Here is a 13,695-nt window from a genome sequence, read left to right as displayed (position 1 = left end):
ATTATTGAAAGGAATTTTCGGGGCCGGGGAAGCTGCCGTTGCGCACGTCGTTCGCATAACTTTGCAGGGCTTCGCGGGTGATCCGGCCGAGTTCGGCGTAGCGGCGGGAGTGTTTGGGGGTGAAATCCTCGAAAAGCCCGAGCACGTCATTCAGCACCTGAATCTGTCCGTCGCACTGCACGCCGGAACCGATTCCGATGGTCGGGATGGCCAACGCCCGTGAGAGTTCGCCGCCGAGGTCGGCGGGCATGCATTCGAGCACCACCGCGAAAGCTCCGGCCGCTTCGACCGCTCTGGCATCGTCGAGCAGCTTGGCGGCGGCTTCGGGGGTGCGCCCGGTCACGCGGTAGGTGCCGCTGGTCTGGATGCGCTGCGGCAGCAGGCCGATGTGGGCCATCACCGGGATTCCGGCGTCAACCAGCCGGGAGATCAGCGGATTGAGCTCGGCTCCTCCTTCGAGCTTGACCGCGTCGGCCCCGGCCTCCTTGATCGCGCGCCCGGCGTTGCGCAGCGCCTCTTCCATGCTGACCTGATAGCTCATGAAGGGCATGTCGAAGATCACGAACGCATCGGGAGCGCCGCGCCGGACCGCCTGCGTATGGAAGATCGCTTCATCCATGCTCAGCGGCAGAGTGTTGCGGTAGCCGAGCACGGTCATCGCCATCGAATCGCCGACCAGCAGCATGTCGATGCCGGCGGCGAACGCGGCGGCGGCTCCGGGGGCGTCGTAAGCGGTGATCATCACGATCTTTTCTCCGGCTTCCTTGCGTTTGCGGTAGGCGCTGACATTGACTTTGGTTTTATTGCTCATGGGGACGGCCCTCCTTGTCGAAGTGTTGATTTTCAGTTATTTAATATACATGCGGCGGGAGTTTTTTTCAATTGAGCCTTGTATTTGCGGGGGATGATGGTATCTTTCTATAGTGAAGAACCTGTTTTATGAGGAGAATACCATACCATGAAAAAAGAAAAGAAAAAACGCCTGCACCGGATTGCGGAGCGGGTGAAGCGCCGCAAGGCGGAGCGGATCGTCGATACGGTCGAAGGAAAACTCACGGTCACGCCGACCGGATTCGGATTTGTGGCGCTGCCTGCCGACGAGGCGGGGCGGCATCCCGACGACATTTTCATCCCGCCGCAGTTTGTCGGAGAGGCGATGGACGGCGACGAGGTCAAGGTGGCGATCCTGCCGCCGCGCGAGGATGTGCCGGGCGACAGCCGCGGCCCCGCCGGGAAGATCGTCGCGGTGCTGAAACGGGCCCGTGAGGAGTTCGTCGGCGAACTTCAGGAGGGCGGCAGGATCAAGCCGCTGAACCGGCGCATGCCGGACGATATCGAAATCACCGGCTCCCGCCGCGGCGCGAAGCCCGGCGACTGGGTCAAGGTCAAGCTGCTCGGCAGCGAAGGCGGCAGCTGGCAGGGGGCGATCACCGACGCGATGGGCAAGGCTGGCGAAATCGCCGCCGACCTCGACGCGGTGATGGCGGAATTCGACCTGTGCCCGCGTTATTCCGAGGCCGACAACGAGGAAGCTCTGAAGATCGTGCCGCGTGAAATCGAGCGCGAGGACTGCACGAAACAGCTGACCGTCACGCTCGACCCGATCGATGCGAAGGATTTCGACGACGCGCTGTCGATCATGCCGGGCGAAAAGCGTACCGAAGTGATCGTCGGAGTGCATATCTCCGATGTGGCGGCGTTCATCGCGCCGAAGTCGAAGTTCGACAAGGAGGCGGAAAAGCGCAGTTTCAGCTGCTATCTGCCGGGGCGGACGCTGCCGATGCTGCCCGCCGCGCTGACCGCCCGGATCAGCCTGCAGGCCGGGCAGGTTTCCAACGCGCACACGGTGTTCCTGACGGTGGAGCGGTCAAGCGGGAAAATCCTGAGTTTCCGCCGCGCCCATACGAAGATCAAAGTCGATCACCGGCTGAACTACGAGGAGGTGCAGGAATTCATCGATCACGGCACCGCCCCGGCGGACTGGTCGAAAAATTTGCAGTCCAAACTCAAACAATTGGTCGAAATCACCCGCAAGATGCAGGCGTACCGCAAAAAGACCGAGGATTTCATCGATCTGGCGTTGCCGGAGGTGCGGATTCTGTGCGATGAAAAGACCAACAGGATCGTCGGGCTGGTCAGCAAGGTGCCGCGCGAATCCGAAAACGTGGTCGAGGAGTGCATGCTCGCGGCCAATTCGGCGGTCGGAACCCAGCTCGGCGAGATCAGTGTGGCAGGGCTGTACCGGGTCCACCCGGAGCCGGAAGCGGAAAAGATCGAGGAGTTCACCGCGAATATGCAGGAGATGTTCGGCATCACGCCGGGCGACCTTTCCAGCCGCAAGGCGTGCAACGCATTCCTGAAGAGTCTGCCGGACGATCCGAAGCGGCCGATCATCCTGAGCCAGTTGCTCCGTTCATTGCCGCGCGCGTATTATCTGGAAAAGCCCGCGCTGCACTTCGGGCTGGGGAAGGGGAGATATTGTCACTTCACAAGTCCGATCCGGCGCTATCCGGACCTGATCGTGCACCAGCAGCTGTGGAACTACGACACCGGGGCGCGGACCAGATCCACCGCGACGCTTGCCAAGGTGGCGCTGGACTGTTCGACGAAGGAAGAGAACAACGACAACGCCTACTTTGCCGCGAACGACCGGCTGAAGCTGCGCTTTTTGCAGGAGAAGCTCGAAGCGGGCGGCGACCTGACTTTCGACGGGGTGATTGCGAAGGTGACTCCGGCGGGCTTGCAACTGGATGTGAGCGAGCTGGGCATCTACGGCTTCATCCCGAATGAGCAGCTCAAGGGCAGCTCTTACAAGAACGAACACGCGCGCCGCCGGGAGGCGGAGAGCGCGGAGTGGAAGCCCGGCAAAACGATGCGGGTGCGGCTGGCGTCGATCGACTTTGTGCGGGGAAGCGCGGTGTTCGTGCCTGCCGGGCGGTGACGGGTATTCCGCGTCGGCACGTTGCCGGTCGTGGTTCCGGGGCGGAAACGCCGGTCGCCGGGGGGATTGACGCATACAGCGCCAACTTTCCGGACGGCAGGCTTTTCCCGTTCATATAACCGATGAATCCGAAAGGGGAAACTTACAATGTGGAAGAAACTTATCATCGGCCTTGCCGCCTCCGGAGCAGTTCTGCTGTTGAACGGTTGCCTGAGCGTACCGATTGTGAACCTGAAAACCGAAAGCTGTCCCTGTGGAGCGCGGAATCAGCAGGAACGGCAGGTTTCTGCCGAAGTGCTGGCGCTGATGCGGCAGGAGGCCGAGTTATTGGAGTCGCTGGCGCAGGTCAGGGAGGGGGGCTATAAAGCGGGTAACATGCCGCTGAACGAATTGCAGCAGAGCCGGTTGAATGCGGCTTTGGCGCGTCTTGCTTTCTGGCGGGCGGAACGGGGACTGCCGGAGAAGCCGGGCGCTGCGGAAGCCTGGATTGAGTTTCTGAATAAACAGGCTGTTGCAGAAGATTTGGAGACGAAATATCAGAGTGGTTCCGTTACGCAGAGCGAATTGATTCCGGTACAGGCTGCTGCGAAACATGCAGAACGCAAATTCAGGGAGCAGCCGAAAGCGGTTCGGGAAAATGTGAACTTCGTGAAAGCTGCCGACGCGTGGAAAGTCGCACCGGATATGGCGACGCTTCGGGCGATGTTCGAGGCGGAAACCGCCGCCGGCGAGCTACCGGAAGCGGAGAAGTAGCGCGTTCCGGTTGGTCTGCCGCCGAATTGTTTTTTCGCGCCTGCCCGGATATGGGAAGCCTGCCGTTTTGAAGGCAGGCGAGTCTTGTGGTCTCCGACCCTTGTGCGCTGCGGTAGGCAAGGCGTCCTTGCAGCCCGACCGGATACTTCCCGGGGGTAAGTACAGCTTATGAATCTGTCATACCCATTATTAAACCCCGGTTTTGTAATTTTTACGCAGTAAAAATACCGAACCAGGCGCCGGCACCTTGCCGGTCTGGGGGCCCGGGGGGCGAAGCGCCCCCGGCCGCCGGAGGCAGGTGTTACCGCTTATTGGCGGATGGTTTGGCGGAGAGGCCGGGGATTTTCAGCGGTTGCCGTTTCGGCGTGCTGTCGACCATCGGCTTGGCGATGAAGCGCCCTCCGGCAAGCTGGTTCAGCAGCGAACTGGGCATTTCCCGGGTGTAGCGGATACGCCGCACCTCTTTCTGGCCGCCTTCAAGCGGCTCCGCGACGATCAGCACGCCGAATTTGTCGATATTGTACCGCTTGACCAATTCGTCGCAGTAGGTTTTCTCGCGGGTGGAGAGCTTGCTGATGTCGGCGGGATAGTCGACCAGCAGCAGCACGTAATTGTTTTCGACCGGCTTGAAGGTCGGCTGCGCCAAGACGCGTTTCAGGTTGTCGCTGGTGATGTCGCCCTCTTTCAGAAACACGATCAGCAGTTGTTTTTCCTCCTTGCGCGCCTTTTCCCCCGCGGTGCTGATATCGACTTTCCAGGAGAGGCCGTAGGCCTCCTTGTCATACTGGCGCTGCATGTGGTAGATCAGCCAGTCGCCGTTGAGCCAGCACCAGTACAGGCCGACGGCGAGGACGATCAGAAAGACGCCCCAGATGATCCGTTTGACCAGAATATCCAATCCGGCGATTGTAACTCCCATTCAGCTCCTCCTTTATAATGTATATAATAGATAACATTCTGATTATTATTGTGTTACCTGAAAATCAGGCTGCATGCGGTTAATTATGGCTGATTTTTCCGGCTTTGTCAAGGGGGTGGGAGGGAATTTTTCGGAAAAAAGTGGTGTTACGGGGGATTTTCGCCGGAAAACCCCGGAAAACCAGGCTCCGCCGCTTGACTTTTCCGGCAATCGGAGGGATATTCTGCTGAATACTTTTTCCCGTAACGTAAGGCGGCGGCTTCAAGCAAAAAAGAAATTTCAGCATGGCGGACTATCACTATCTCGACGGCGTTCACGATCTCTCGCTCCCGGACTGGGGGCCTTACTCCAAAAAGTATTTCGGAATCTCCCACCTCGCCGACCGCGCCAGGGGCATGCGGTTCGACTTCACGGTGATGCCGGGCGTCTACCGGCGGCAGCTCGGGATTCCCGACGTGCTGCGGCCCGCCGGCTACCTGCCGTGGAGTGTCGCGCCCGACCTTCAGGACTACGCCTACCGCCAGCAGCTCGAAGCGAAAGACCGCATCTATGCGGATATCTCCTTCGCCCGGTGGGAGGAACACCTGCGGGTGGTCCGCTGCCGCTGCGTGAATCACGGGGTGCTGGACAGCGCTTTCGCGGTCCACTTCATCGCAAGTTTGGAGGCTCCGCCTGAAAAGACGGTCGAACCGGTCCTGCCGGAGAACTGCGTCTGGATTGATGCGCTCGACCATGTCGGGCTGAACCGGGTGAAGATGCGGCCGCAGGACGGGCTGGTGTTCGACGCGCTGCGCCGGGGCGAGCGGCGCGAATCCGGTACGGTACGGGGCGGCTGTATCGGGGGATTCGGACAGGAGGACGGGGACGTTCTGCTGCTGCCGCTTCCGGCGGGATTGCCGGAAAAGGTTGACGTGGCGCTGCGCTGCAAGGTCGCGGCGGGCGAACGGCTCGGCATTGCGCTGAACGGAGTTTCCCGCATGGCGGCCGGTACGGGCGAGTGGGAAATCGTGGAGTTCAAACAGATTCCGACTGCCGCCGGAGTGGTGGAAATCCGTTCCGCCGGAGGCGCGGAGCTGGCGGTGGACGGCGTCTCGGCCGGGAAGGGGGCGGCGGAAGTGTCGTTCATCCCCGCCCGCGAGAATGTGACGCCGGAGATTCAGCCCGGTCCGGTGCCGAACTCCCGGATGATCGGATATGAAGCCTGCAAACAGGTCTACGGTGTCTGGTGGAGTTTCGATTCCGATTTCGTGGTCCACTACCGCTCGGAGCGGATGAACGACCTGCTGCTTTACGACGATTGCATTCACCAGCCGTTCTTCGGCGGCAGCCGTCTCGGAAACGGCAGGGGGCAGGACTGGGTGGATCTGGTGATGCAGCCGCTGACTGCCGCGCCGGATGGCTGGAGCGATGTGTATGCGGTCGTCTGCGACGGCAGCCGCGAGGAGGTGGAAGCCTTCCTGCGCCGCGCCGCGGCTGAATGCGATGAACTGCCGGAGCTGGTCGCCGCGTCGCAGCGGCGCTACTGGTCGCCGGAGCCGGTCGAGATGGGGCGCAAATTCTGTTTCAGCCAGGAGCGGCTGGCGTCGGTCACGCTGACCAACGTGGTCTACCCGACCTATTTCAAGGGGCGGAATGTGCGGCATCATACGCCGGGGCGGCGCTGGAACAGCCTGTACACCTGGGACTCCGGCTTCATCGGCCTCGGATTGCTGGAGCTGGGCAAGCGTCTCGCGGTCGAAAACCTGAATGCGTACCTGACCGAACCCGGCGACGACGAATGCGCGTTTATCCATCACGGTTCGCCGGTGCCGGTGCAGTTCTATTTGTTTTCGGAGCTGGCGAACCGGACGGGAGATACGGAGCTGATCCGCTATTTCTATCCGAAACTCAAACAGTATTATGAATTTATGGCGGGCCGTTCCGCAAGTTCGACCATGCGCGGCCCGAACCGCGACGGACTGATCCGCAGCTGGGACTATTTCTACAATTCCGGCGGCTGGGACGACTATCCGCCGCAGTGGTTTGTGCGCGAAAACAACCTGCGCGATCCCGCGCCAGTGATCGGCAGCGCCCATGTGATCCGCTGCGCCCGGATTCTGGCGGCGGCAGCCCGCGAGGCCGGTTTCGATGCGGATACGGCGATGTACGAAACCGATATCGCAAGCCTTTCCATGCTGCTGCAGGAATATTCGTGGGACGGTGAGGCCGGTTATTTCAGCTATGTCCGGCACGACGCGGAGAACCGCCCCGCCGGAATCCTGCGTCATCCCCCTACCGGAACCAACTTCAATATGGGGTTGGACGGCGCCGCGCCGCTGCTGGCCGGAATCTGCACTCCCGCTCAGAAAGCCGGACTTTGGGAAAAACTGTCAAGCGAAGAACACTGCTGGACGCCTTTCGGCCTTTCGACGGTGGATCAGGCCGCGCCCTACTTCCGGCTCGACGGCTACTGGAACGGTTCGATCTGGATGCCCTATCAGTGGTTTTTCTGGAAAGCCGCGCTCGACGACGGGCAGGCCGACTTTGCATGGCGGATCGCCGAAACCGCGCTTGGAGTCTATGAGAAAGAGTGCCGCGACTCCTACGGCTGTTACGAACAGTTCAGCGTGGTGTCGGGGCGCGGCACCGGCTGGCATCACTTCTCGGCGCTGTCGGACCCGGTTCTGTGCTGGTTCGGCGCGTACTTCGTGCCGGGGCGCCTGACTGGCGGGCTTGATACGAGAATCCGCAACCTGAAAACCGGCGATGACTGCTGGTCCGCCGATATCGAAATCGACGGCCCCGCGGATGAAACCAGCACTCTGGTCGCCGTGATCGGCGGCGGCAGCTGGCGGGCGGAATTCAGCGGCAAACCGCTGCCGGTTCGCGACCGGTTCCCCGGAACGGTCGAAATCGACCTGCCGCGCGCCTCCGCCGGTTCCCTCCGCCTCCACCGTTGCTGACGGCGGAGTTTACCTCCGGCGGCCGGTGGCGCTTCGCTCCCCGGTCCCCCCGACCGGCAAGGTGCCGGTGCCGGGTACGGTTTTGAATTTTTACTGCGTAAGAATTGCAAAACCGGGGTTATCATCTATCAGTTTATTTACTCTACCGGCGGTACTTGCCACCGGAGGTAATTGTGCGCTATGCGCCCAGCTACCGGAGGTGCGATTGAAAATCAGGCCGCGTAGCGCACAAGGTCTGCCGCCCGTGAGGGCGGGCGGACCCGCCTGCCTTCAAAACGGCAGGCTTCCCATGCGATTCGCCTCCGGCGTAACGATGACGATTTTCCGGTGATCCAAAAACGGCGGCAATTTTTTTATTTGCCTCTGAAAACATAAGTGCATAAAAGGTCAATCAAGATGCGTAAAGAGTCAATGACTTCATGTTGCTTCCGATGTATAATATAAATGGAACCGGGAGCCGGAGTTTTCTGTGAAACCTTTTTTCCGTGAATGAGCGCCAAAATCTATTAACTGTTGAAAGGGATGGACTTATGTTCTGTATTGCTCCGAAGGTTGCAGGAATGCTTTTGCATGCCGTGCATTCAAATCGACATGCCGCTCTATGCGGAAGAGAGAGGCACGCGCGCGGAAAAGCGGCGATTGCCGCCGCCGTCCGGATGAACCGCCGTTCAAGGCCGGTATGTGCAAAATTCACTTTGATTGAATTGTTGATCGTGATTGCAATTATCGCGATTCTGGCGGGCATGCTGCTGCCGGCTCTGAACAAGGCGCGGGGAAAGGCGAGGGCGGCGAAATGCACTTCGAATCTGCGGCAGATCGGAACCTCATTTATGGCATATTCGGGGGATTTCGGAGATTACATGATGATCGCGGACATTCCGTCGGATGACGGCGCCGGTTACTACTCGTGGGTCAGGATTCTGTTTGACCGGGGCTATGTGCCGGGACGGTTCGACAAAAATTTCAACTCCGAACTGGGGGCGAACAATTCAAAGGGGGGAATCTTCCGCTGCAACGACCACATCGACCAGCAGCCGAGCTACGCGATCAATACGGGGATCACCGCCGGGCCGACTTCGCAGTTCTACCGGCGGAATGCCGATTCCGCCGGCAATATGATCTGTTACTTCTATAAAGTCAACCAGATCAGGCGGCCGAGCCGGTGTCTGTACGCGACCGACAGCGAGAGGGCGACGCCGAGTGCGAGCACCTATTGGACGAACCGCAAGGCGTTCCGGGATGTTCAGGACGCGATACCGGCGTTCCGCCATTCGCGGCGGTCGAATATGCTGATGGCGGACGGGCATGTGGAGTCGTACAGCCGCGGTGAAATTCCGACGATGGGGAATATACGCACCGATGATTATTTTTTCATCGCACGGGGCAATTGATTGAAACTTGATTCGATAACCGGGAGAACAATATGAAATTATGGTTGACGGTGTGCTGTTGCGTGCTGATGGCGGCGGCTTATGCGGAGATGCGGATCTACCGCCTGAGCGAGTTCGGGCCGGTCGGAACGGCCGGAGAAGCGAAAGCAGCGATCCGAAAAGCGGCGGCGGCGTTGAAAACGGGCGGGATTCTGGTGGTGGACGACGCGGTGGCGGCGGCGTTCATGCCGGAAAGCGTTCCGCAGGGACGGCTGGGGGAACCGGGCGTATTCATCATCGATCTGCGGCGGGGAAAACTGCGGATGGTTCCGCCTTCGCTGGGCTTCCGCATCCCGCAGAATCCGAACGGCTATTCGGCGTTCATGCTGGACCGGACGATCGATCAGGGAGCGATGAATGTGCACGGCCTGAATTCGATTCTGCGCATCTCGGATCAGGTCGTCAAGGGGACGACCTCCTACTTCCAGTACGTCGGGCGGACCGAAAAGACCGGTGACCCGGAAACCGTGAAGGTTCACGTCCCGACGGTCAAAGGACTGTACGCCGGGCTGGAGCTGATCGCGCAGATGGGCAAGGAGAGCGTCGCGTACAGCGAAAAAAGGTTCAGTTCGCAGTTGACCGCCCGGGTGGAGGAGATCGGGCTGGACGGTGCGACGGATCACTGGATCATCCTGCGCAAGACCGATCCCGCCGGGGCGTGGGGTGAAGTGGTCAGTTTGTTCAACAAGAGCAGCGCCAACAGCATTCTGATCAGCGAGGTGAACCACGCCGACCAGGAGAATTTCGGGACGATTTCGATCGACAAGCACGCATACGGGCAGGGGGACAATTTCGGAGTCGGCATCACCTATATGTACATGGGCAATGTGATGTCCACCCGTGCCGACGAGTGCGGCAACGCCTACACCGCGAACATCTGGCATCGGCTGAACTCCTTTATCGGCAAAGTGGAGCAGTACGATGCGAAAACCGGAATTCTGCAATACGATGCGGCGGCTTCCAACGCCGGCACGCTGGGGACCTCGCGGCCGCTGATCAACCTGAATCCGAAGAAATGGATCACCTCCGGCAAAATCGCGGTGGAGGCGAACTATTCCGAGGGCGGCGCGATCGATCCGAAAGGCTACGTGCGCGGTGTCAACACCGGCTGGACTCCGGAGATCGTCGGGCGCTTCCTTGCGGTGGACGAACCGGAGGAGTACGCGGGCAATCCGCCGAAGGGCTTCTGGAAGGGGGCGCTGAAAGGACGCAAGGTGCGCCGCTGGTGGTACATCCGCAAGTACGAAAAGGTCAACGGCGAGGATCGGCTGTGGGTGGAACGCGTCTGCTACACCGTGTCCGACAACGCGACGCCCACTCTGATCAACGAGCGGAACTACCGCCGGGAGCTGGCGTACATTATCGCTCCCGGAGCGATGGTGGCCGATGTGAGCCGGGGCTTGCCGGATATCCGCAAACACGAGTTCAAGGGCGATTCCGTGAAGCCGGGAGTTTCGCGGCTGCTGGTGCTGGCGCCGGGAAAGGACGGCGCGGCGACCTTCGCGCCCGGCGATCCGGTGGAGCAGGCGGTGGGAGCCGATCCGAGCCATCCGAACGGCTACCGGGTGCGGCACCGCGAGGCGATGCCCTCCGGTTCCGGCAACAGTTACAGCTTCTACTCGGTCAACAACGGCGCGTATCCGGTGCGGGCGGCGCTGCGCGTGGACGGTTGGCATGACCGGATGCAGGTGGCGCACCACAGCAAATATTTCCATATCATCGACGTCGGAACGAGCTGCGACTACGGTATCCGGTTCCGCGACGCCGTGAAAAAGGCGGCGCTGTATATGGAAAAGCCGGGGCACAGAATCGCGTGGAAGACCGCCTCCGGCAATGTGGCGCTTTCCGCCGTGCCCGGCGCGCTGTCGCTGAACGGCGGCGGCCTCGCGAAGGTGAAAAGCATCGCCGCGACAGAGAAGGCAGGCGCCAACCTGCGCGGGATCGACGTGAAGATTCCGGCGGGGGTGAAGAGTTTCGAGGTGAAGTTCCCGCAGGCGGAGCCGGACGGCCTCTATTCGCTGACCGTCCAACCCAACTGGCTCTGCCGCTGGGCCGTCACCGCGAAAACCGCGCAGGGTTTCACCGTGGCGTTCGATGAAGCGGCAAATTCCAACTCAACGATTGACTGGCAGATGATACGATGAAAACGATGGTGTATCCGGAGCGGCGGCTAGAAGTGCGGGCCGAATATGACCTTCTGGTGTGCGGGGCGGGAATGGCCGGCATTGCGGCGGCGGTGAACGCGGCCCGCGAGGGGCTGAAGGTCGGGATGATTGAATATTTCGGGAAGCCGGGCGGCGTGCCCGTCTCCGGGCTGCTGGGGGTGGTTTCCGGCTACGGCTGCGGCGAAGAGCGCATCACCTCGGCTTTCATGAACCGGCTGCGGGAACGCGCCGTCGCCGTCGGCGGAGTCAACGAGCGGAACGGCTATCTGATGTTCGACCCGGAGAAGCTCAACCGGATTTTGCTGGAACTGCTCGAAGAGTACGGCATTGACCTTCACTTGTACACCCGGCTTGTCGACGCCGTGCGCGAGGGGGAGGCGCTGCGGTATGCGGTGGTGGCCTCCAAGGCCGGAATGGGGGCGCTGGAAGCCGGGGTTTTCGTGGACGCCACCGGCGACGGCGATCTGGCGGCGATGGCCGGATGCCCGTTTGAAATGGGCCGGGAGTCCGACGGCAGAGTGCAGTCCTCCTCGCTGACGTTTCAGGTCAGCGGAGTGAAGGCGGCGGAGGTACCGCAGACCATGCCCGAGATGAGCGCGATCTGGCGGAGCTTCCCGCAGCAGGTCCCGATTGACCACATGGTGATCAAGTACATGCCGGAACGCAACGGATTGCTCGACGGGATCGTCAACATGACCCACATTCCGGACTGCAATTCCCTGAATCCCGCCGATCAGGTGCGCATCCGGCGGGAGGGGACCCGGCAGGCGTTCTGGATTCTGGAGTTCCTGCAAAAACATGTGCCGGGCTTTGAACACGCCTATATTTCCGCGACCGCCGAACAGCTCGGCGTGCGGGAGACCCGGCGGATTCTCGGAGATTACGTGCTGACCGAGGAGGATGTCCTCTCCGGCCGGGATTTCCCGGACGAAATCGCCCGCTGCTGCTGGGGAATCGACGTGCATAATCCGACCGGCACGCACACCGGCATCGAAAGGCCGATCCGGCGGACCTACGGCATCCCCTATCGCTGCATCACGCCGCGCGGCATCAGCAACCTTTACATCGCCGGAAGGCCCATCTCGGCCACCCACCGGGCGTTTTCATCCTCGCGCATCAACAGCACGTGCATCATGATCGGGGAGGCGGTGGGGCTGGCCGCGCCGTCGGCACTCCGGCAGCGCGACACGCGCAAGGCGGATGTCGCCGCCGTACAGGAAAAGCTGGTACGGGAGGGAACTTCGGTTCACCGCTCCGAACGCTGATGGCGCTTGCGGTACTCCTGCGGCGTCATGCCGGTCTCGCGCCTGAAGAGCCGGTGGAAGTATTCGACGCTGCCGAAACCGGCGCGCTGGGCGGCGATGCGGGCGGAAACTTCGGCCCGCTGCAGGGTGTTGATCGCATAATTCAGCCGCTGCCGGTTGACCAGTTCGGTCAGCCCGGCGTCGAAATACTCCTTCAGCAGCCGGCTGGTCCGGGATTCGCTGAGGTTCAGGAATTCCGCCAGCATCCCGAGCGTGATCCCCTTGTTGAAGTTCGTGGAGATGAACTGCTCGATCAGCGCTTTGCGCCCGGCGGGAGCCGCCGCCGGAGGCTGCTCCATGTCGCGGATGATCTCCGAAATGCAGCACGAGAGCATATAACCGAGGTTGGCGAGATGTTCCATGCCCTGCCGGTCGAGCGGGGGAAGCTGTTCCGGCACCGGGCGGGGCAGCCCTTTCGGCGTGGTGATCAGCGAATCCGGCGGCAGCGGCGCGGCGGCGCGGAACGGGCCGAGAAAAACCACGCCGCACAGCGCGCCCTCCTTCCGGACCGGCACCACCAGTTCGAGCACCTGAAACGGGCAGAGTTTGAAGAATTGCCCCGGATGGAGTTCGAGATGGCGGACCACGGCGTTCCGGTCGAACCGGATGCAGCGCTGCGTCTGCTCCGGGAACATCTTCTTCATGGACATGCAGTACCGGTTCTGGTGGAAAAGCGGCACATCCGGGATGTATTCGAGGATATGCCGGTAGAAGTCGTGAAAACAGATGCGGCATGCGCCGAGGGTTTCCACGGTTTCGAGAATGGATCTCAACTGTTTTTCCGGATCGGTTCTCATTGCTGTTTCGTATTGCGACTTTCCTGAGGGTTATGTCCGATTTGAAAGCGCAGATGAATCTCCGCACTCCAAAGGGGGCAGTCTGCCTTTTTAAATTTTTTCCGATCATTCTGGGCGAATCGCGGCCTGATTTGCAGTCCGGCAGCGTGATAAGCCAATCCAATAATCCCGGTTTTGAGATTTTTGCGCAGCAAAAAGCTCGAAACCGTACCCGGCACCGGCCCCTTGCCGGTCGGGGGGACCGGGGGACGAAGCGCCCCCGGCCGCCGGAGGCAAAGTCGTCCGGGGAGGCCCTGCCGCTTTCGCGGCAGGCGGGTCTTGCGGCCTTGCGGCCTCCAGACCTTGTGCGCTATGCGGCCTGATTTTCAATCAGGCACCGGTAGCAGGGCGCATAGCGCACAATAACCTCCGGTGGCAAGGGCACTTCGTCCCTTGACCCCGACC

At 61.1% G+C, this 13,695-nt stretch carries 9 protein-coding genes; 6 read left to right on the top strand and 3 right to left on the bottom strand.

Annotated elements, in window-relative coordinates; translation table 11 throughout:
* Position 1: 1 nt before the first annotated feature.
* The gene (panB, locus tag C8D82_RS06485; protein ID WP_116883465.1) at positions 2 to 811 is read right to left on the bottom strand and encodes a 3-methyl-2-oxobutanoate hydroxymethyltransferase; all 810 of its coding nucleotides are present in this window, start codon (positions 809 to 811) and stop codon (positions 2 to 4) included.
* Between the two features lie 147 nt (positions 812 to 958).
* On the opposite strand from panB, the gene C8D82_RS06480 reads away from it, so the two are divergent.
* Positions 959 to 2,941, top strand: coding sequence for a ribonuclease R family protein (locus C8D82_RS06480; RefSeq protein WP_116883464.1), 1,983 nt, complete (start codon positions 959 to 961; stop codon positions 2,939 to 2,941).
* Positions 2,942 to 3,088: 147 nt separating this feature from the next.
* Positions 3,089 to 3,694, top strand: a complete 606-nt coding sequence (locus tag C8D82_RS06475; protein WP_116883463.1) for a hypothetical protein — start codon at positions 3,089 to 3,091, stop codon at positions 3,692 to 3,694.
* A 301-nt stretch (positions 3,695 to 3,995) separates the two neighbouring features.
* On the opposite strand, the gene C8D82_RS06470 is transcribed toward C8D82_RS06475, so the two are convergent.
* Positions 3,996 to 4,613, bottom strand: coding sequence for a thioredoxin domain-containing protein (locus tag C8D82_RS06470; RefSeq protein WP_116883462.1), 618 nt, complete (start codon positions 4,611 to 4,613; stop codon positions 3,996 to 3,998).
* A gap of 284 nt (positions 4,614 to 4,897) precedes the next feature.
* On the opposite strand from C8D82_RS06470, the gene C8D82_RS06460 reads away from it, so the two are divergent.
* From C8D82_RS06460 to C8D82_RS06445, 4 genes are all read left to right on the top strand, one after another.
* Positions 4,898 to 7,555, top strand: coding sequence for an MGH1-like glycoside hydrolase domain-containing protein (locus tag C8D82_RS06460; protein ID WP_116883460.1), 2,658 nt, complete (start codon positions 4,898 to 4,900; stop codon positions 7,553 to 7,555).
* Between the two features lie 656 nt (positions 7,556 to 8,211).
* Complete coding sequence (locus C8D82_RS06455) at positions 8,212 to 8,946, top strand: prepilin-type N-terminal cleavage/methylation domain-containing protein (protein WP_116883459.1); 735 nt, start codon at positions 8,212 to 8,214, stop codon at positions 8,944 to 8,946.
* A gap of 32 nt (positions 8,947 to 8,978) precedes the next feature.
* Positions 8,979 to 11,129, top strand: coding sequence for a hypothetical protein (locus tag C8D82_RS06450; protein ID WP_116883458.1), 2,151 nt, complete (start codon positions 8,979 to 8,981; stop codon positions 11,127 to 11,129).
* A complete protein-coding gene (locus C8D82_RS06445; protein ID WP_116883457.1) occupies positions 11,126 to 12,415 on the top strand; it encodes an FAD-dependent oxidoreductase in 1,290 nt (429 codons plus the stop codon). The genes C8D82_RS06450 and C8D82_RS06445 overlap by 4 nt, the downstream gene beginning before the upstream one ends.
* On the opposite strand, the gene C8D82_RS06440 is transcribed toward C8D82_RS06445, so the two are convergent.
* Positions 12,397 to 13,251: a helix-turn-helix transcriptional regulator gene (locus tag C8D82_RS06440; protein WP_116883456.1), complete on the bottom strand. Its 855-nt coding sequence runs from the start codon at positions 13,249 to 13,251 to the stop codon at positions 12,397 to 12,399. The two genes, C8D82_RS06445 and C8D82_RS06440, sit on opposite strands and share 19 nt — an antisense overlap.
* Positions 13,252 to 13,695: the final 444 nt, after the last annotated feature.

Origin of the sequence: Victivallis vadensis (assembly GCF_003096415.1) — a bacterium.
In the GTDB taxonomy this organism is placed as follows: Bacteria; Verrucomicrobiota; Lentisphaeria; order Victivallales; family Victivallaceae; genus Victivallis; species Victivallis vadensis.
This window is presented reverse-complemented; position numbering and strand designations above follow the sequence as displayed.

Bases quoted from the DNA above. Each gene is read 5' to 3' on its own strand.
- panB (WP_116883465.1), bottom strand. From the start codon at position 811: ATGAGCAATAAAACCAAAGTCAATGTCAGCGCCTACCGCAAACGCAAG.
- C8D82_RS06480 (WP_116883464.1), top strand. From the start codon at position 959: ATGAAAAAAGAAAAGAAAAAACGCCTGCACCGGATTGCGGAGCGGGTG.
- C8D82_RS06475 (WP_116883463.1), top strand. From the start codon at position 3,089: ATGTGGAAGAAACTTATCATCGGCCTTGCCGCCTCCGGAGCAGTTCTG.
- C8D82_RS06470 (WP_116883462.1), bottom strand. From the start codon at position 4,613: ATGGGAGTTACAATCGCCGGATTGGATATTCTGGTCAAACGGATCATC.
- C8D82_RS06460 (WP_116883460.1), top strand. From the start codon at position 4,898: ATGGCGGACTATCACTATCTCGACGGCGTTCACGATCTCTCGCTCCCG.
- C8D82_RS06455 (WP_116883459.1), top strand. From the start codon at position 8,212: ATGAACCGCCGTTCAAGGCCGGTATGTGCAAAATTCACTTTGATTGAA.
- C8D82_RS06450 (WP_116883458.1), top strand. From the start codon at position 8,979: ATGAAATTATGGTTGACGGTGTGCTGTTGCGTGCTGATGGCGGCGGCT.
- C8D82_RS06445 (WP_116883457.1), top strand. From the start codon at position 11,126: ATGAAAACGATGGTGTATCCGGAGCGGCGGCTAGAAGTGCGGGCCGAA.
- C8D82_RS06440 (WP_116883456.1), bottom strand. From the start codon at position 13,251: ATGAGAACCGATCCGGAAAAACAGTTGAGATCCATTCTCGAAACCGTG.